This window comes from Pseudomonas monteilii (assembly GCA_001534745.1).
GTDB classification, from domain to species: Bacteria; Pseudomonadota; Gammaproteobacteria; order Pseudomonadales; family Pseudomonadaceae; genus Aquipseudomonas; species Aquipseudomonas alabamensis.
Genome location: CP013997.1, coordinates 2109971 through 2128817 on the forward strand (window position 1 = coordinate 2109971; position 18847 = coordinate 2128817).

Consider the following 18847-nt stretch of genomic DNA (forward strand, 5'->3'; position numbering starts at 1 on the left):
ACACGCCCAGGCACCACACTGCTTGCGGCTCACCGCTTCCCCACCAGCCCCGCCAGCACGCGCTCGAAAGCAGCGTCCCAGTTCAGTGCCGAAGGAGGTGCCTGCAGCACGGCCAGGCCCTGCGCGGTGAAGGTGCCGGGCGTGGCGATCGCCTCGCCCAATGCCTGGAGCGAACGTTCGGGCTGGGCGCGGACGCTGGTGAGACAGTCGTCCAGGTTGCCCAGCACCAGCGCCCGGGCCTGTTCGGCGGGCAGGCCCTGGTCGAGGAACCAGCGCTGCAGGTCGTTCAGCAGGAAATAGAACCAGCCATTCATGCATGCCGCCACGGTGGCCAGCTCGAAGGCCGGCTCGTCGTTCAGCGCCACCAATGTCCCCAGCGGTTCGAGCACGGCTTGCACCTGGTCGTCCGGCGGGCAGAGTGCGACGGTGGTGGCGGTGTGCTGCGCCGCATAGGACAGCATCCCCCGCAGGCAGCGCCCGCTCGGGAAGGCTTGTTGCAGGCGCGCCAGGTTCACACCTGCCAGCAGCGACACCAGCGGCTGGCCTTCACGCAGTCGTACCTGCGCAGCCACCGTGTCCAGCGCATCGGGCCGTACGCCGAGGATCACCAGGTCGGCCGCGTCGACCACGGCCTGGTTGCTGTCCAGGACCTGGCAGCCTTCCTGCTCGGCCAGCGTGGCCGCACGTTCGGCGTTGCGCGGGGACAGCAGGAGGGTGCCGGTGTAGCCACTGCGGCGAAGACCGCGCACCACCGTCTCGGTCAGTTCGCCGACGCCCAGGATGCCCAGCGTGTCCATGTCATCTCCTTCGTGAGGGCGGCCTGCTCGATGCAGGCCGCCCGGGAACATGAGCGAAGGCTCAGTGGCCGCCGCAAGGCCGTTCACTATACGCAGGGCAGGTCTTCAGCGGCCAGCCCGAGCGCGCGCCAGGCGCTGTCGTGCAGAGAACATAACGATGACCAGCAAGCCCAGAGGCTGTGTCGCTGATCGAGTCGAACGCTGGTCTGTCAGCCCTGAAGTGGATGGACAGGCCCTATCGCTGGCAAGCCAGCTCCTATAGAACAAAAAATAGCTTGTTGATTTCAAAGAAAATAATTTTAGAATTTTGTGGGCCCTGCGGGCCCAATCGCGGCACTGGGGCCGCTCCCACAGGTGACCGCGATGACCTGCAACCCCGCGGTGGGGCTACGGGTGTAGGAGCGGCCCCAGTGCCGCGATGGGCCGCAAAGCGGCCCTAAATCGATCAGCAATAAAGCCCCGGACCCTGCCAGCCATCGTCATGTTCTATGCGCGACAGCGCGGCGCCAAGGCGGCGGGCGGACTCTCACAGGTACCCATTTCAAGCAGGCAGCCCCATGCCGGCAAAGCCGCCTGTGGGAGATTCTATGGTTTCTGCCAGTGCCAATGTGGGCCCTGGCAGGCCCAATCGCGGCGCTGGGGCCGCTCCTACACCCGTAGCACCACCGCGGCATGGCAGGCCATTGCGGTCCCTGTGTGCGGGCTTGCCCGCGATGGCGGTGGTAAAGCGCTGACCCGCGGTGACAGTTCGAATGCAGGCCTGTCAGCCCTGAAGTGGATGAACAGGCCCTATCGCTGGCAAGCCAGCTCCCACAGGTACCCATTTCAAGCAGGCACTTGCACGATCGCAGAGCCGCCTGTGGGAGCGGGCTTGCCCGCGATTAGCGGCGGTAAAGCGCTGACCCATGGCGATAGGTCGAATGCAGGCCTGTCAGCCCTGAGTGGATAACAGGACCCCGGATCCTGCCAGCTCTCGTCTGCCGGACCGACTGCGATCGAACTTGCAGAATCTACACAGAGGGCCATTCCAGAGCACTCACCACGATGGCTGCCCACCCTGCGGTGACGTGCGACCAGGAAACCAGACCCCCCGAGCGCTTGTCAAAGGCTGCGGCCGAGCCGATAGTGGGCCGTTTTCAATAAAAATGCAGATGTCCTGACCGGGCAGAGGTTCTGATGACACACGATATGACGACCGAGCCAGGGCTTCCCTGCCCGCCGGTCAAGGACATCCTGAGCGCGCCAGGCGAATGGGTCGAACCGCCGAACGTGCGCCGAGGGGGTGAAAGCGGTGTCTTGCGCGTCGCCCTCGGTGGCCTGACCTTCTACAAGAAGCAGCAGGTAGGCCACATCTACCGAAGCCTGCTGCACCCTTTCGGCTATCCGACGGTCGCCCGTGAGGTCAAGGCCATCCGTGCCGCCGGCGCCCTGGGCGTGACGACGCCGTCGCTGGTGTACAGCGACGTGCACAAGCAGGCGGGAGAATGGCAGGCGGTGATGGTGACCGGTGCCCTGGAAGGCTACATGTCGCTGGAAGACTTCTACGCGCAAGGGCTGGACAGGACAGTGGGGCACGCGCTTCACCACGAGATCCTGGAAGCCTACGGGCGCACGCTGGCGAAGCTGAACCTGGGGCGCTGGCAGCATGGCTGCCTGTACACCAAGCACGTGTTCATCGATGCGCGCCAGCCCGGCATCAAGGTCGCCTTGCTGGACTTCGAAAAGGCCCGCAAGCGCATGACGGCCAAGAAGGCCAGTCGGCATGACCTGAGGCAGGTCAAGCGTCGCTCGGGGTGGCAGGAGGCCGAGTGGCAGGCCTTCTGCAACGGCTATCGCTACGTGTTCGGCGCGGCGGCGGCCTGAGGGTCTCCGGCTTCGCCAGTAACGACACCACGCCCGTCTGACCTGATCCAGCGCGGCCTTGGGCGCCTTCGGCGTCGCAAGGCCGCGTCTGCGTTCAGGCGCGGCCCGGGCCTGCCTTCAGGGCACGGGCCGCCCTTTCATCCATCCCGTCTTCTCGTCGCTGCCGCCCACCTCATCGTGCAGCGAGATTCGCGACGTCTCCGGTAGCCCAAGACCGCCGGCCATCGCCACCAATGCAATCACGACCAGATAGAACGCCGGTGCCAGGCTGCTGCCCGTCGCGCTGATCAGCCAGGTCGCCACCAGCGGCGCGGTACCGCCGAACAGGGTATAGGCCACGTTGTAGGTGATCGCCGAAGCGGTATAGCGGGTGCGCGTCGGGAAGGTTTCCGAGAGCAGGGCGGCGGTGACCACGCCACTGAGCAGCGCACCGATGGCCAGCAGGATCACACCGACGATCGCCGCCGCCACCGACCCGGAACTGGCCAGCCAGTAGGCCGGGAACACGCAGAGCATCACCCACAGGCAGGTGAAGCCGATGGTTTTGCGTCGGCCCACGCGGTCGGAGAATGCCCCAGCCAGGGGGCAGGCCAGTGCGGCGAACAGCAGCGCCACGGTCGAGACCAGCAGCGATTGCGCGCGGGTCAGGTTGCCGACCAGCTGCAGGTAGGTCGAGAAGTAGGTGGTGAACATGTAGAACGACAGCGCCGTGAGCGAGATGAACGCACCCAGGTTGCGCATGGCACGGCCATGGTGGCGCAGCGTGTCCTTGAGCGGTGAATGCTCGCTCACCTTGCCTTCGCTCATGGCTTCGCGGAACGCCGGGGTCTCCTCCATGCGCCAGCGCAGGTACAGGCCCACGATGCCCAGGGGCGCGGCGATCAGGAAGGGAATGCGCCAGCCCCAGCTGGCCATTGCCTCGCTCGACAGGCTCGCTTCCAGGCCATAGGCCAACACCGCGGCACAGGCGAAGGCCGAGAAGGTCGATACCGGGACGAAGCTGCCATAGAACGCACGACGGTCGCGCGGTGCGTGCTCCATCAGGTAGGCGCAGGCCCCGGCATACTCACCGCCGGCGGAGAAGCCCTGGATGCAGCGCGCCAGGGTCAGCAGGATCGGCGCCAGGATACCGATGCTCGCGTAGGTCGGCAGCAGGCCGATCAAGGTGGTCGAGCCGGCCATCATCAGGATGGTCAGCGACAGGATGCGCTTGCGGCCCAGTCGATCGCCCAGCGCGCCGAAGACGATGCCGCCCAGGGGGCGCAGGGCGAAGGCCACGGCGAAGACCGCGAAGGTCTTGAGCAGGGCCACGCTGGCGTCGCCGCTGGCGAAGAACTGGCTGGCGATCAACGTGGCGAGAAAGCCGTAGACGGCGAAGTCGAACCATTCGACGAAATTGCCGACGGCGGCCGCGGCGATGACCCGGCGCAAGGTGGCCGGTGGTACGTCATGGAGGGTGGACATGTGTGTGCTCTCCCGATTCTTGTGCATGCCATGGGCCGGCGAGGGCCTGGGGCGTGTTGTTGTGATGAGACGGATCAGTGAGGCAGTGGTAAGGAAGGAGGGGTGTGCTTGTTATTGGAAACGCGCCGGCCAGGGCAGGATCACCGGGCCAGCGGGCGCGAACCATCATAGGAGCAGGGTCCGGAACAGGTCCATGCCTGACAGCGACCGGCGGTGTCGCATGCGCGCCCAGCGTGCGCCAACCCGAGGTCGGCGCCAGCGGCCATCAGGGGCGACCGACGCTCCAGGGCGCATAGTCCAGCTGTACCGTACCGGCGATTCGGCCGTCGTCATCGCGCGCCAGGTCCGGCACCTGGCTCAGGTCCAGCCCCGTGCACCGACGCGCCAGGCGTGCCTGCAGGTCGGCGTCGGGTCGAAACGCGTCGGGCCGGGCGGCCAGGGGCGTCAGGTTGACGACGCACGCCTCGACCGTGCCCCGGGAATCGGTGCGGTACAGCAGGCTCGCCTGGCCGATGCTGTCGACCCGCTCGCCCACCAGCACCCGCTGGCGCACGAAGGTGTGCAGCGCACCGCGCGTGCGAGCGCTGGCGTTGTCTGCCGCGGTCCAGTTGGCCGGCAGCATCACCAGCGGTGCCACGATCTCGACCGTACCGTCTGCCTCGCGCAGGGCGGGCGGCACGAGCGGATACACACTCTTCCAGCATTGATCGAGCACCACACGCCTGAGCGCGGCGGAACTGGCCGACTTGCCGGTCCGGTTGGCGGCCAGCAGCAGCGACGCATCGCGCACGCGTTCGACGGGCTGCAGGTCACACCCCGTGGTGCTGTTGTCGGCGGCCAGACGGATCTTCAGGCGCACCACGCCTGGCAGGTTGCGGACGTTGGCGTGGGCCGTGTCGCGCATCAGGATCGTCTGGGTATGGCGCGTGAACAGGTCGGCCGCGGCCAGGTCGGCGGCGGAGGGGGGCGGGTTGGGTCGAGACTGACAGCCGCCGACCAGCAGGGCCGTCGTGCATAGGAGGGTGGCGAAACAGGCGAGGCGAGGGGTCGGGCAACGTGGCAACGCGGGCATGTAGCTTCCTTGACATGAGAGGCGTTTACGGGCGGATGAAGAATCGCATGCGCAGCCTAAATCATCAGGGCGCGAACGAAAAATCAGCCTCGTAACGGTTCTTTTCCTGGTGGTGACGCCGAAGGCGGGCCAGGCGCGGGGTGAGAATTTCTGAACTCGCCCGGCCTGCATTTGCCCACATCCCTAGAGCCTTACATCCTATGACGAAGGAGCAGCACATGCCTAATTCAGATGGCAAGATCCGTTATGCGGTCGTTGGCGGTGGATCGATCTCCCAGGGGGCCTTCATGCCAGGCGTGGGCCAGACCGACAACTCCGTGATGACGGCCCTGGTGACCGGCGACCCTGAAAAGGCCGACAAGCTGGCCGGGCTGTATGGCCTGAAAAGCTACACCTACGAGCAGTTCCCCGACCTGTTGCAGTCCGGTGAGATCGATGCGGTCTATGTTGCCACGCCGAACTTCCGCCATACCGAGTTCGTGGTGCCGGCCCTCGAGGCCGGTATCCACGTGCTGCTGGAAAAGCCCATGGCTGCCACCTTGGAAGACTGCGAGCAGATGAACGCCGCGGCCAAGCGTTCGGGGGCCAAGCTGATGATCGCCTACCGGTTGCATGCCGAACCCGGCACGCTGGACATGATCGAGCGCGTCAACAAGGGCGACTTCGGCGATGCCCGGCTGTTCACCTCCACCTTCACCCAGACCGTGCGCCCGAGCAACCACCGCGCCCAGTGCGGCTTCGCCGCCGGCCCGGTGCCGGACATGGGGCCGTACCCCTTGAACATGGTGCGCCAGCTGTTCAACGCAGAGCCGATCGAAGTAAGCGCGGTGGGCGTGCGCTCTCCCGGCAGCGAGATCAACACCTGGGACACGGTGACGGTGTCGCTGCGCTTCCCGGACGAACGCCTGGCCCAGTTCACCGTCAGTTACACCTTGCCCAGCTCCGAGCGTTTCCAGCTACTGGGCACCCAGGGCGAAATCGAGGCGTCGCCGTGCTTCGGCTATGGCGAAGGGGTCGGCATCGCTTACCGCGCCACCTTCGACGACGACACCAAGGTGCACACCTTCCCGGTGGTGGACCAGTTCGCGGGCGAGACGGCCTATTTCTCCGACTGCATCCTGCAAAACCTGCCGGTCGAACCGTGCGGTGAGGAAGGCTGGCGCGACGTGCGCGTGATCGAGGCCATCGAGCGCGCCCTGGAGACGGGCACGCCACAACATCTCGAACCGCTGGCGTCCAAGCCCCATGCCCGGCGTGACCAGCAGCGCAAGTTCCCGTTGGCCAAGGTGCCGGAGTATGTGGACACCGAGGACCCTACGGAGTGAGGGGGTAGCTTTGAGTTTCAAGCTTCAAGCTTCAAGTTGAACGGTGTCGACTTGTAGCTTGTAGCTTGTAGCCTCCCAAGCGATGTCAGTGCTGTCGCGCACCCACCAGGTCGGCAGCCACATCGACGTCGCGCACGATGCCTGTATCTTCCACTTGCACATGCAGGCAAGCCTGCCGATGCTCGGCAATCACGGCCTTGCCGCCCTGGTCTCCGTGCAAGGTGGCCAGGGCAGGCCAGAACTGCCGGCCGAAGATGACCGGCTGCCCACGCTCACCGGCATGCCAGGGCAGCACGATGCGCGAGGAGCCGGCCTGAGCACTTAACGTGCGCAGCGTCGTCTCGGCGATCCACGGCATGTCACCCAGCAGGATCGCGGCGCTGTCTGCACTCGACACCTCCAGCAAATGTTCGATGCCCGCAGCCAGGCTGGCGCCCATGCCACGATCGGCGTGAGGGCTGCGGATGACCAAGACGCCCTCGGGAATCCCAAGTACCTGGGCATCGTCGTCTTCGCGCAGCACGACCCAAAGAGCCTCGAAGACTGCTCCAGCACGCACCAAGGTCGCTGCCAGCAACGTCTGCGTGTCGCTCAGGCGGGCGCGGCGCTTGTCGGTGCCGAAACGCCGTCCGAACCCGGCGGCCAGTACCAACCCGGCGCAACCGCCGGTCTTCGGGATGATTTGCTCTGAACACATGGCCAAACGCTCCGGTCGTATCTGGAAGATGCAGCTGACTGCACATTCGCCTATCCACCGTGAGACTGTTTCCCATGAGCGAGTTCAATCCGGCGTCGCACGCCGCTTCACCGGGCCAGGCGATCAGCCTGACCATCAATGGCCAGGCCCACCATGTGCAGGTGCAGCCCTGGATCACCTTACTGGACCTGCTGCGCGACCAGCTCGACCTGGTCGGCAGCAAGAAGGGCTGCGACCACGGCCAGTGTGGCGCATGCACCGTGCTGCGCAACGGCAAGCGGGTCAACGCCTGCCTGACCCTGGCGGTCATGTGCGACGGCGACCAGCTGACCACCATCGAAGGGCTGGCCGAGGGCGACCAACTACACCCGCTGCAGGAGGCGTTCATTCGCCACGATGCCTTCCAGTGTGGCTACTGCACGCCCGGCCAGATCTGCTCGGCCCTGGGGCTGGCCCACGAAGGCAAGGCCCGTACCCGTGCCGAGATCCAGGAGCACATGAGCGGCAACCTGTGCCGCTGCGGGGCCTACAGCAACATCATCGAGGCCGTGACCGAAGCCTTGCCGCTGATCCACGGGGGACGCGCCTCATGATCCCGTTCGCCTATGAAAAGCCCGGCAGCATCGAGCAAGCGGTTCGACTGGCGGACGCCAACAGCCGCTACATCGCCGGCGGGACCAACCTGGTCGACCTGATGAAGGAGAACGTCGAGCGGCCCGAACGGCTGGTCGACATCAATGGCCTGGACGCGCTGCGCGGCGTGCGCGAGACCGAACAGGGCGGCGTCTGGATCGGGGCGCTGGAAAGCAATGCCGACCTGGCCTGGCACCCCGTGATCGAGCAGCGCTACCCGCTGCTGTCCCAGGCGATCCTGGCCGGTGCCTCGCCCCAGCTGCGCAACATGGCCAGCACCGGCGGCAACCTGCTGCAGCGCACCCGCTGCTACTACTTCTACGACACCGCCGTGCCGTGCAACAAGCGTGAGCCCGGCAGTGGCTGCCCGGCCCGCGACGGCCTGAACCGTGCCCATGCCATCCTGGGCGCCAGCGACGCCTGTGTCGCCGTGCACCCGTCGGACATGTGCGTGGCCCTGGCCGCCCTGGAGGCCATCGTGCATGTGCACGGCCCCCACGGTGAGCGGCAGATCGCCTTTGCCGACTTCCACCGTTTGCCAGGTGACACACCGCAATACGACAACCACTTGAAGACGGGCGAATTGATCACCGGGATCGAGCTGCCTGCGGTGACGTTCGACCGGCATGTCAGCTACGTCAAGGTGCGTGACCGCGCCTCCTATGCCTTCGCCCTGATTTCCGTGGCGGCGGCCCTCGACGTGAAGGACGGGAGTATCCACGACGTGCGTGTCGCCCTGGGCGGCGTGGCGCACAAACCCTGGCGTCAGGCCGCGGCGGAAGAGGCCGTGCGTGGCCAGCCTGCCAACGCGCAGACCTACGCGGCCTTGGCGTCGCACCTGCTGGCAGGGGCACAGCCGCTGTCGCAGAACGCATTCAAGATCGAGCTGGCGCACCGGGCCATCGTCCGGGCGCTGACCACTGCCGCTGAAGGGGGCGCTCAATGAAACCTGTCGAACTGGCCTGTGGCCGCCCACTGGATCGCGTCGACGGCCCGGCGAAAGTCACCGGCAAGGCCCGCTATGCCGCCGAGTTCCCCCAGGACGGTCTGCTCTACGGCAGTGTCGTGTCCAGCCACGTGGCCCGTGGCCGTGTACGGCACATCGACTGCGAAGCAGCGCTGAAGGTGCCGGGCGTGATCGACGTGCTGCACCACCGCAACCGGCCACGGCTGGCAGGCGAGGACGAGCAGTACAGCGATGACGATGCCGCCGACGGCTCCCCGTTCCGCCCTTTGTACAACAGCCGGGTGCTCTACAGCGGCCAGCCGCTGGCACTGGTGGTGGCCGAGAGCCTCGAGCTGGCGCGCTACGCGGGCTCGCTGATCCGCATCGAAATCGATGCCGAGCCCCACGAAACGGACCTGCTGTCGTCGCTCGAGCGTGCCCATGACGCGCCCGCCGAGCTGCCCAAGGCACGGGGTCATTTCGAGCAAGCGTTCGCCAGCGCCCCGTTCAAGGTCGATGCGACCTATACCACCCCAATCGAACACCACAACCCGATGGAGCCCCATGCCTCCACGGTGATCTACAAGCCCGACGGCAGCCTGGAGGTGCACGACAAGACCCAGGGCACACAGAACTGCCGCACTTATCTGCACACGGTGTTCGGTATCCCCGAAGACAAGCTGCGGGTGCTGGCCGCCTACGTCGGCGGTGCCTTCGGCTCCGGTCTGCGTCCGCAATACCAGCTTCCCCTGGCGGTCATGGCGGCGCTGCAGCTCAAGCGTTCGGTGCGTGTCGTGCTGACCCGTCAGCAGATGTTCACCTTCGGCTATCGCCCACGCACCCAGCAGCGTCTGCGCCTGGCCGCCGACGCCCAGGGGCACTTGCAGGCCATCTCCCACGATGCCACCGGGCAGACGTCACGCTTCGAGGACTTTTCCGAGCACGTGGTGGAGTGGAGCGGCATGCTCTACCGCTGCGACAACGTGCGTTTCGGCTACAAGCTGGCACCGTTGGACGTCTACACCCCGCTGGACATGCGTGCCCCCGGCGCGGCCCTGGGGCTGATCGGCCTGGAATGCGCCATGGACGAACTGGCCACGGCGGTCGGTATCGATCCGGTCGAGCTGCGCACCGTCAACTTCACCGACACCAATGCCAACGAGGGCAAGCCGTACACGAGCAAGGCCCTGCTGGAGTGCTATCGCCAGGGCGCCGAAGTCTTTGGCTGGGCCAAGCGTGATCCGAAGCCGGCCAGCCGCCTCGAAAACCGCCAGCGTATCGGCTGGGGCATGGCCGGTGGCGTGTGGGAAGCCATGCAGATGAAGGCCAGTGCCAAGGCCTGTCTGGACCTCGACGGTCACTTGACGGTCAGCAGCGCCACCACCGACATCGGCACCGGTACCTACACCGTGATGACCCAGATCGCTGCGGATGCCATGGGCGTGGTGCCTGAGCAGGTTACGTTCAAACTGGGCGACTCCTCGCTGCCGACCGCGCCGTTGCAGGGTGGCTCGTTCACCGTGTCCTCGGTCGGTTCGGCCGTGCGCCAGGTGTGCGAGGTGCTGCGCACCAAGCTCATTCAGGCCGTGCGCGACCAGCACCCGGAACTTGGCGAATTCGGGGCCGAGTCCTTCGCCATCGGTGGCCAGCAGGTGTGGGTCGGCGAGCAGAGCCTGGCGCTGGGCGACGTGCTGCGGCAGATGCCGGCGGAGGCCCGCGAGGCGTTGATCGACAGCGAGCCCAGTGCCCGCCGCGAAGGCTTCTCCACGGCGAGCCATTCGGCGGTCTTCGTGGAAGTGCAGATCGACGAGGACCTGGGCACGATCCGCGTCACGCGGGTGGTCAGCGCCATCGCCGCCGGGCGGGTGATCAACCCCAAGACCGCACGCAGCCAGATCCTGGGCGGTGTGGTGTGGGGGCTGGGCATGGCCTTGCAGGAGGAGACGCATACCGACCATGCGCTGGGTCGATACATGAACCACAACCTGGCCGAGTACCACATCCCGGTGAATGCCGACATCGGCGACATCGAGGTGATCTTCGTCGATGAGCCGGACGAGATCGTCAACGCGCTGGGGTCCAAGGGCGTGGGCGAGATCGGCATCGTCGGGGTCGCTGCGGCGGTGGCCAATGCCATCTGCCATGCGACCGGCAAGCGGCTGCGCGACTTCCCGCTGACCTTGGACAAGGTGCTGGAAGGGTAGTGGCCTCGGGCGCAGGGGCAGACGCATGCCCCTGCGCTTCTCTCTTCAGAACTGGTAGGTCACGCCCGCGCCGGCGTACCAGGAACGGCCGGGCGCCGCCTCGTAGTAACGGCCGTTGCCATCCCCCACGATCACCGAACCGACGTACTGGCGGTCCAGCAGGTTGTCCAGGCGCACGGTCTGGTGGAAGGCCCAGGGGCCGACCTGCTGATCCAGCCTCACCCGCCCGTTGAATACCGTGTAGCCAGGTGCTGCGCGCTCGCTGTTGCTGTCCTCGACGAACACCCGGCTGCGGTACTGGCCTTCCATGCCCAGGCTCACGCCTGATCGCGGCTTCCAGACCAGTTCGCCGAACAGGCTGCTGCGCGGCACCCCGGGCAGGCGGTTGCCACGCTCGATCCGGTTGCTGCCGGTGAGCACGTCATCCTGGTACGTGGCCTGCAGCAGGGTATAGGCCAGTCGGGCCTGCCATTGCGCCGTCAGATCGCTCTGCACACTGAGCTCCAGGCCCCGGCGCAAGGTCTTGCCGGCGTTCTGGTAGCTGGTGCGCCCGTCCTGGGCGCTGTCGACCACCACCTCGTCCCGGGTCCTGATCTCGAACAGCGCCGCGTTGATCCGGGTGGCCTCACCCAGGCGGGCCTTGAGGCCGGCTTCGTATTGCAGGCTGGTGGCAGGCTGCAGGTCGAAGTTGAAGCCCTCGACCTGGCCCGGCGCGTAGGCCATCTCTGCCTGGGTGGGCGTTTCGAAGGCCGAACCGACGCTCAGGTAACCGTGCAGGTCGGGGGTGAAGGCGTACAGCACCGACAACGACGGCGTCGCCCGTCGGTAGCGCCGGGAGCCGCTGGCATCGCCGTTGGCCAGGTAGTGGTCGGCCACGTCCATGTCCAGGGTGCTGTAGCGGACACCGGTTTCGAGCGTCCAGCGCTGCCATTCCCAGTGGGCTTGCAGGTAGGGGTCGAGGCGGGTGGCGGTGTCCACTTCGTCACGGCGCAGTTCACCCTTGATGCCCAGGGTGGGACCGACGAAGTTCTGGTAGCCCCGTCGATCGTCATGGCTGCGGTCGTAGTCCAGGCCCGCCGTGACGGTCAAGGCGCCGGGCGCCGCCGCGATCGGCTGGATCCAGCGCAGCGTGCCGCCGTGGTAGGCCCGGTCGAAGTCCACGACGCCACCGCCGCGTTGGTTGGCTGCCGCCTTGGGCGGGATCGACAGGTACTGGACCACCTGGCGTCGGCCGCTGTACAGGTTGACCTGCAGGGTGGCGTCACCGATGTAGCGCTCATAGTTGAGGCCCAGCTGTTGCTGGTCGATGCTCTTTCGCGTGTCGTAGAGGCGCGCATTGGAGGCGACCGAGCGCGGATCCTGGCGGTAGCCGGCCCAGGTCTGGCCCAGGGGATCCTGGGTGTCGTGCTGTTCGAGGCTGCTGAAGATCACCGCCACACGGCTGTCGGCGTCCGGCTTGAAATGCCCCTTGGCGAACGTCTGGTCGCGGCGTGCGGCGCTGTGGTCGCGGTAGCCGTCGGTGTCCATGCGCGAGGCATCGAGCAGGAACCCGGCCTGCTCGCTGCCACCTTCGGCCTGCACGTGCTGCTTGGCGAACCCGTCGCTGCCCACCAAGGTCTCGGCGCCGAGGGTGCCGGGGCCTGTACCGTCGCGGGAAAACATCTGGATCACACCGCCCGCGTTGCTGCCGTACAGGGTCGAGGCTGGGCCGCGCAGGACCTCGATGCGCTCGGCCACGTCGAGGTTGAGCGACGAGGCTTGCCCCTGGCCATCCGGGGTGCTGGCCGGGATGCCATCGCTGATCAGCTTTAGTCCGCGAATGCCGAAGGCCGAACGCGCGCCATAGCCGCGCGAGGAGATCTGCAGGTCCTGGGCGTAGTTCTGCCGGTTCTGCACCACCAGCCCCGGTACGCGCGACAGGGCCTCGGACAGGTTGACACCCAATTGCCCGTCGGCGAACTGGGCACGCTCCACGGTATCGATCGAGAACGGCAGGTCGAAACTGCCCGCTGGCGCGGCGCTGCCGGTCACCACCAGCGGTTCCAATTCACTGACCGGTGCCGCCTGGGCCTGGAGACAGGTTGCCAGGCTGCACAGCAGCACAGAGGGCAGGGGCAAGTACTTGAACGAAGACGCTTTGGTATGACGTACTGCAAACACCGGTGTCTTCAACCTTTGGCCGCCATCGCCGTGACTTCGACGCGCATACCCGGCACGGCCAGCGCGGCGACACCGACGGCGGCCCGGACCGGCCACGGTTTCTTGAAGAACCGCTGGTACACCTCGTTGAAGGCGGCGCGGTCGGCCATGTCGGTGAGGTAGATGGTCAGGTGCAGCACGCGGCCCAGCGAGCTGCCGGCCCCTTCCAGGGCCTCCTTCAACGCTTGCAGGGTGCACTCGCTCTGCGCGGTGATGCTGCCCAGCTCCAGGCTGCCATCGACGCGGGTCGGGATCTGGGTGGTCACCAGCAGGTCGCCGAAACCGGCCACATCGGAGGAAATGGATTCAGGGTCGGCATCGGGCTTGAATGTGAGGTTGGCCATGGGCATTCCTTGTGCGTGGGTCGTCGAAAGACAGCGCAGCCTACGCGAGCGCGCCGACCGGGTCGAGCGCTGGCGCGTGCTGGTGAGCCCGATCGGCAAAAGAAGGCGGCGAGCGTTGTGAACGGCAGCAGTGCAGGGCACATGACGATGATCGACAGGGCGCAGGGGCTTCATTGCTGATCGATCTCCAAGATCGCTCGGCCACGCCCATGCTCATGCTCAGTGAGGCCGGCTGTCGTGGACCTTGTGGAAGCAACTGTCTTTTCTACTCCGTACATGCTCGATCGCATGCGGCGCCTGGCTGGGCCCTATCGCTGGCAAGCCAGCTCCCACCCAGACCTCTGCAGCCGTCAATGCAGGCATGGCTGCGCAAGCAGCTTGTGGGAGCGGGCTTGCCCGCGATAGCGTCAGGTCCGTCACCGCCTGCATCGCGGGCAAGCCCGCTCCCACATGGGAGTGCGTCGGCCTGACAGATCAACAATGCAGTTCAACCATGGATCGGCCGTGATCAGGTCCATTGAGCTCTCATGAATCCTGATCGCGTTGGTGGACGCGCAGACCGGGGAGCAAAGAAAGCGGTTTGCTCAAAAAGAAGCGGCCCAGACGCTCACCCCGACCCTCACTGCCCATACGTCCCCACCAGACTCTGCGCGCCCAGTGCATGCCCTTTCAATGCCTTCATCAGACCTTCCCGATCCAGCCCGGAGGACAGTTCACCCGGCTTCAGATCAGTGGCGATCAGCGTCAGCACGTAGTGATGGGGATTGTCATCCTGCGGCGGGCATGGGCCACGGTAGGTTTCGGCGCCGGTGGAGTTGCGCCCGACGGTCAGCGAGGTGGAGTTGAACCGCGCCGCGCCGGCATCCAGCTTGCGCATGCGTGGATGAATGTTGTAGGCCACCCAGTGCACCACCCCCAGGCCCTTGTTGCCGTCAGGGTCGACCATCACCAGCGCGACCGAGCGGGTGCCCTCGGGCAGGTCGTACCAGCGCACCGCAGGCGACCAGTCCTTGCCACCGCCGCACGACGGCCCCTTGCCCACCAGCTCGAGGGGCAGTTCATCACCACTGTCGAACGACGCTGACTCGATCCTCAGCGAATCGGCATGGACGACGGTGCTGGCAGCGAAGGTCAAGGCGATCACGCAGGAAGGCAAGATGGATTTCATGAGGGCGACATCTCCGATGATGATCGTAGGGCGGACAGGCTGCACGTGCCTGCCCCCGTTTCTCATACGGTAGACAGTTTTCGTGCCGTCCGCCGTCCGCCCTTCGATATTCATCACCCCCTGAGCAACCCAGCGCTCTGGGACAGCCCTCGGGTCAACCGACGAGGTCGGCGCTCTCCCGGCGTGTCTCGCGCTCGGTTTCCTGCGCCGGCGCAGGGGCTGCCGGTTCGTCGGCACCGGCAGGCTCGCTGTGCTCCATGGCCGCGTGCATCAGGTCTTCGGTCACGCGCAGCTCGGCACCGGTGAACGAGGAGGTCGTCGCCGGGGTGAACGGCGACGATGCCAAGGGCGCAGGCCGCTCGGTCCGGCGCCAGAGGAAGAACGCCACCATGGCCGCATTGATGCCCGCGAAGGCCCAGAACAGCCCGGCCTCGCCGAAGCGGTTCATGACCGAGGAGATTGCCAGCGGGCTCATTGCCGAGCCCAGGGAGTTGATCAGCAGCAGGCCCTGGATCATCGGCACCAGCTCTTCGGCCGGAGCACGGTCGGCGGCATGGCTCACGGCGACCGGATAGATCGCGAAGATGCCACCACCGAGCAGGAACAGTGCGCCCATCAGCAGGTAAGGCGAGGGTGGCATGACCAGGATCGCCAGCGACAGGACCACGCACAGACTGCCCAGGGCGATCAGCACGGTCTGCCGGTCGCGACGGTCTGACCAGCGTCCGACCGGGTATTGCAGCACCATGGCGCCCAGAATGGCGCAGGCCATCATGTGCCCGACCTCGGTGATGTCCATGCCGATGCGTTGCAGGTACAGCGGCAGCAGGGTATAGACCGCCGCGATGGCCACGCCTGAGCCGAAGCAGCCGATCAGGCCGGTCGGGGTCACGCCCAGCAGCTGGCGCGGCTTGAGCGGTTCGACCTTCTCCAGCAGCGGCGAGGCGCGGGGCAGGATCACGATCGGCACCACCGAAAGCGACGCCAGCATGGCCGCGACCATGAACGGGGCGGTGTCGCCCCAGCCGGCCAGCGCGCCCAGCTTGAGCTGGCCCAGCATGCCCGAGCCGTAGAGCGCGATCATGTACAGCGCCAGCAGGCGCCCGCGCACCTTCGGGGCCGCCGCCAGCAGCAGCCAGCTTTCGATCACCAGGAACACCCCGACCGTGGCCCAGCCGCCGATCAGGCGCAGCACGGCCCAGGCCCAGGGATCGTAGAACAGGCTTTGCAGCAGGATGGTCACGGCGATCAGCGAGGCGAAGCTGCTGTAGGCGCGGATGTGGCCGATGCGCAGGATCAGCCGATCGTTGAACAGCGCGCCCAAGGTCAGGCCGATGAAATAGGCCGACGAGACGATACCGATCATGGTGGCCGATTCACCCGCGGCATCCAGGCGCAAGGTGGTGAGGGACGACAGGAAGCCATAGCCGAGACCGACGATGAACAACCCGAGCAGCGGTGCCAGCGCCATCGCCAGCAGATGCGGAGACATACAGACCTCAAATGAAATAGGCAGACAGACGCCTGTCCAGAAGCACCCGGTGTCTTCAGGACGAAGACCGAGAAGGGGCAGTCGAAGCTGTGGATAGCTGCTGGAAAGGTCCGCGAATTCTAGGCCAAATCGCGCCTGCAAAGGGATGGGGTGAACGGTGTTTTTCGCCTGACTGCGGTGCGACCGGATGCCGCAGATAGCGCCTTGCCATGCCTTGGCTGCGAATCGGTTGCCGTGGCAGGCGGTCACGTCCTAGGATGAGCGGTTTCCAGGAAGAGACTTTGTCATGCTGGCTTCGCTGATCGCCATCCTCTCGCCCGTGTTCATCGTCGCCGGGCTCGGGTTCGCCTGGATCCGCAGCGGGGCCGATTACCCCACCGCATTCGTCGCCCGGTTGGTGATGAACATCGGCACGCCCTGCCTGGTGCTGTCCACCCTCAGCCGCACCCACCTCGACCCCCAGGCCTTCACCAGCATGGCCCTGGCCTGCACCGCCGGGCTGGCGGTCATGGGCGTGCTGGGGTGGGCGATCAGTCGCCTGACAGGCAGGCACTGGCGGGTGCTGGTACCGGCGTTCATGTTCCCCAACACCGGCAACATGGGCCTGCCGATCAGCCTGTATGCCTTCGGCGATTCGGGCTTGGCCCTGGCCGTGGCGTTCTTCCTCACCTTGTCGACGTTCCAGTTCACCTTGGGCATCGTGCTGTCGGGCGGCGCTGCCTCGTTCAGGTCGCTGGTGCGCAACCCCATCGTGATCAGCCTGGTGCTGGCGCTGCCGGTGATCTTCTTCGACCTGCACCTGCCGCGCTGGCTGGCCAATACCGTCGATCTGCTCGGCGGCATGACCATTCCGTTGATGCTGCTGACCTTGGGGGTGTCGCTGGCCAGCCTGCGCCTGCGCCAGGTCGGCAGCGGGCTGTTGCTGGGCGGGCTGCGCATCGTCCTGGGCGCGGCGGTGGGCTGGGGCATCGGGCAGGCACTGGCGCTGCAACCACTCGAGCAGGCCGTACTGATCATGCAGTCGGCCATGCCGGTGGCCGTGTTCAATTACTTGCTGGCGATCCGTGCCAACCAATCCCCGGAGCAGGTGGCCAATCTGGTGATGTGTTCCACCGCCTTGTCGTTCATCCTGCTGCCGGTAATCCTGGCGTGGTTGCTGTAGCGGAGCGCTACCAGCAGCCGCCGTGTCGTGCCCAGGGCCGACTCTCCGGCGAGAACCCTTCGAAGAAATGCTGAGCGCGCTGTGCGGGCAGGTCGGCCAGGGTCGGCGGGTTCCAGCGCGGCGCACGGTCCTTGTCCACCAGCAACGCGCGCACGCCTTCGAGCGCATCGCCCTGCTCGAACCATTGCTCAATCAGGTGCAGCTCCAGGGCGAAGCAGGTTTCCAGCGATAGTTCGCGGCCGTACCGGATCAGCTCGAGGGCGACCGCCATGGCGGTCGGGGAATGCGTGTCCAGCAGCCGGGCGGTCTTCAGGGCCCAGTCGTGGCTGTCGCCGATGCTCACCGCGCGCAATTGCTCGAGCATGCTCGGTACGTCAGGAAGCCCGAAATAATGGTCGATCACCGGGCGCAGCCCTTTGAGGGGCGCATCGGGCAGGATCTGGGTGCCAAAGCGGGCCAGCACGCCTTGCAGGTCTTTCAGGGGCACCGTGCCAAACGCCAGGCGGTCCAGACGGTCGTCCAGCGCAGCCAGCTTGCGGCTGTCCAGGTACCAGTCGGCCAGCCCGCAGAACAGGGCATCGGCTGCGCCGATCGTGTGGCCACTGACGGCCAGGTAGGTCCCCAGTTCGCCGGGCAGGCGCGAGAGGAAGTAGCTCGAGCCGGCATCCGGAAAGCCGCCGAGGGTCACCTCCGGCATGCCGATCCGACTGCGCTCGGTGACGATGCGCAGGTCCGCCGTCTGGGCCAGGGCCATGCCCGCGCCCAGCGTGTAGCCGTCCATGAGCACCACCACCGGCTTGCGATAGCGGTGAATGGCCAGGTCCAGGGCGTATTCTTCACGGAAGAAGTCGCGGTGCACGCTGTCACCGGCGGTGTAGCTGTCACAGAGCATGCGCAGGTCACCCCCGGCGCAGAAGCCCTTGCTGCCGGCCCCGCGCAGCATCACGGCCACGATGTCGGGGTCGTCCGCCCAGGTGTCGAGCTGGCGTCGCAGGGTGCGTACCATGCTCAGGGTCAGTGCATTGAGGCCTTGGGGGCGGTTGAGGGTGAGATGGCCGATGCCATTGCGGACATCGATCGATACATTGCCTGCATGCAGCGCAGAAACGGCAGCGCTCATTATTATCTCCCTGTCGTCTGATCACGTTCCTTCGGTGAGACGGCCTGGCGCATGGCGCGCGTGGTCGTTCAAAAAATGAGACAACAGCAGACAAACGATTGCTTAGTCAATTGCTGCATCGATGTCGGACGCAAGATGCACAGCAAGCTTGGCCCCTGTGCAGGCTTGCCTGCGAGGCAGGCGGTGACTGAGCGGACGCTATCGCGGGCAAGCCCACAGTAGGGTGAGCAGAACTTATTTCCCACCGTCGGGTTAGGTAGCCCTCTCTGTTGGCCTCCCACCGTCGGGTAGGCAACCCCTCTGCCCACAGGCTGCATTGGCCCCTGTGGGAGCTGGCTTGCCAGCGATAGCGTTTGTTCAG

General features: G+C 66.2%; 15 protein-coding genes. 6 read left to right on the forward strand and 9 right to left on the reverse strand.

The window, feature by feature from the left end:
- Positions 1-29: 29 nt before the first annotated feature.
- Positions 30-797: a pyrroline-5-carboxylate reductase gene (locus tag APT63_09200; GenBank protein ID AMA45790.1), complete on the reverse strand. Its 768-nt coding sequence runs from the start codon at positions 795-797 to the stop codon at positions 30-32.
- 1188 nt (positions 798-1985) lie between these two features.
- On the opposite strand from APT63_09200, the gene APT63_09205 reads away from it, so the two are divergent.
- Complete coding sequence (locus APT63_09205) at positions 1986-2660, forward strand: InaA protein (protein AMA45791.1); 675 nt, start codon at positions 1986-1988, stop codon at positions 2658-2660.
- Positions 2661-2777: 117 nt separating this feature from the next.
- On the opposite strand, the gene APT63_09210 is transcribed toward APT63_09205, so the two are convergent.
- Positions 2778-4124: an MFS transporter gene (locus APT63_09210; protein ID AMA45792.1), complete on the reverse strand. Its 1347-nt coding sequence runs from the start codon at positions 4122-4124 to the stop codon at positions 2778-2780.
- 265 nt (positions 4125-4389) lie between these two features.
- Positions 4390-5196: a hypothetical protein gene (locus tag APT63_09215; GenBank protein ID AMA45793.1), complete on the reverse strand. Its 807-nt coding sequence runs from the start codon at positions 5194-5196 to the stop codon at positions 4390-4392.
- Positions 5197-5414: 218 nt separating this feature from the next.
- Between APT63_09215 and APT63_09220 the strand changes: the two genes are divergently transcribed.
- Positions 5415-6521, forward strand: coding sequence for a glucose-fructose oxidoreductase (locus tag APT63_09220; protein AMA45794.1), 1107 nt, complete (start codon positions 5415-5417; stop codon positions 6519-6521).
- An 85-nt stretch (positions 6522-6606) separates the two neighbouring features.
- Here the strand turns inward: APT63_09220 and APT63_09225 are convergent, their stop codons facing one another.
- The gene (locus APT63_09225) at positions 6607-7218 is read right to left on the reverse strand and encodes a hypothetical protein (GenBank protein AMA45795.1); all 612 of its coding nucleotides are present in this window, start codon (positions 7216-7218) and stop codon (positions 6607-6609) included.
- A 74-nt stretch (positions 7219-7292) separates the two neighbouring features.
- On the opposite strand from APT63_09225, the gene APT63_09230 reads away from it, so the two are divergent.
- Genes APT63_09230 through APT63_09240 form a run of 3 tightly spaced genes read left to right on the forward strand, consistent with a single transcriptional unit; the run spans position 7293 to position 11001 of the window.
- Positions 7293-7811, forward strand: a complete 519-nt coding sequence (locus APT63_09230) for a (2Fe-2S)-binding protein (protein ID AMA45796.1) — start codon at positions 7293-7295, stop codon at positions 7809-7811.
- Entirely contained in the window at positions 7808-8797 is a 990-nt protein-coding gene (locus APT63_09235; GenBank protein ID AMA45797.1) for an FAD-binding molybdopterin dehydrogenase, read from the forward strand. The genes APT63_09230 and APT63_09235 overlap by 4 nt, the downstream gene beginning before the upstream one ends.
- Complete coding sequence (locus APT63_09240; GenBank protein AMA45798.1) at positions 8794-11001, forward strand: aldehyde oxidase; 2208 nt, start codon at positions 8794-8796, stop codon at positions 10999-11001. Before APT63_09235 ends, APT63_09240 begins: the two co-directional genes overlap by 4 nt.
- Positions 11002-11046: 45 nt before the next feature.
- Here the strand turns inward: APT63_09240 and APT63_09245 are convergent, their stop codons facing one another.
- From APT63_09245 to APT63_09260, 4 genes are all read right to left on the reverse strand, one after another.
- A complete protein-coding gene (locus APT63_09245; GenBank protein ID AMA47840.1) occupies positions 11047-13119 on the reverse strand; it encodes a TonB-dependent receptor in 2073 nt (690 codons plus the stop codon).
- Positions 13120-13169: 50 nt separating this feature from the next.
- Positions 13170-13544: a reactive intermediate/imine deaminase gene (locus APT63_09250; GenBank protein AMA45799.1), complete on the reverse strand. Its 375-nt coding sequence runs from the start codon at positions 13542-13544 to the stop codon at positions 13170-13172.
- A 619-nt stretch (positions 13545-14163) separates the two neighbouring features.
- Positions 14164-14712 (reverse strand): phosphatidylethanolamine-binding protein, encoded by a 549-nt coding sequence (locus APT63_09255; protein AMA45800.1) that lies wholly within the window; start codon positions 14710-14712, stop codon positions 14164-14166.
- A 154-nt stretch (positions 14713-14866) separates the two neighbouring features.
- Complete coding sequence (locus tag APT63_09260) at positions 14867-16204, reverse strand: MFS transporter (GenBank protein ID AMA45801.1); 1338 nt, start codon at positions 16202-16204, stop codon at positions 14867-14869.
- Between the two features lie 286 nt (positions 16205-16490).
- Here APT63_09260 and APT63_09265 point away from each other — a divergent pair, with 286 nt between their 5' ends.
- Positions 16491-17366 (forward strand): transporter, encoded by an 876-nt coding sequence (locus APT63_09265; protein AMA45802.1) that lies wholly within the window; start codon positions 16491-16493, stop codon positions 17364-17366.
- Positions 17367-17373: 7 nt separating this feature from the next.
- On the opposite strand, the gene APT63_09270 is transcribed toward APT63_09265, so the two are convergent.
- Complete coding sequence (locus APT63_09270) at positions 17374-18486, reverse strand: crotonase (GenBank protein AMA45803.1); 1113 nt, start codon at positions 18484-18486, stop codon at positions 17374-17376.
- Positions 18487-18847 lie beyond the last annotated feature (361 nt).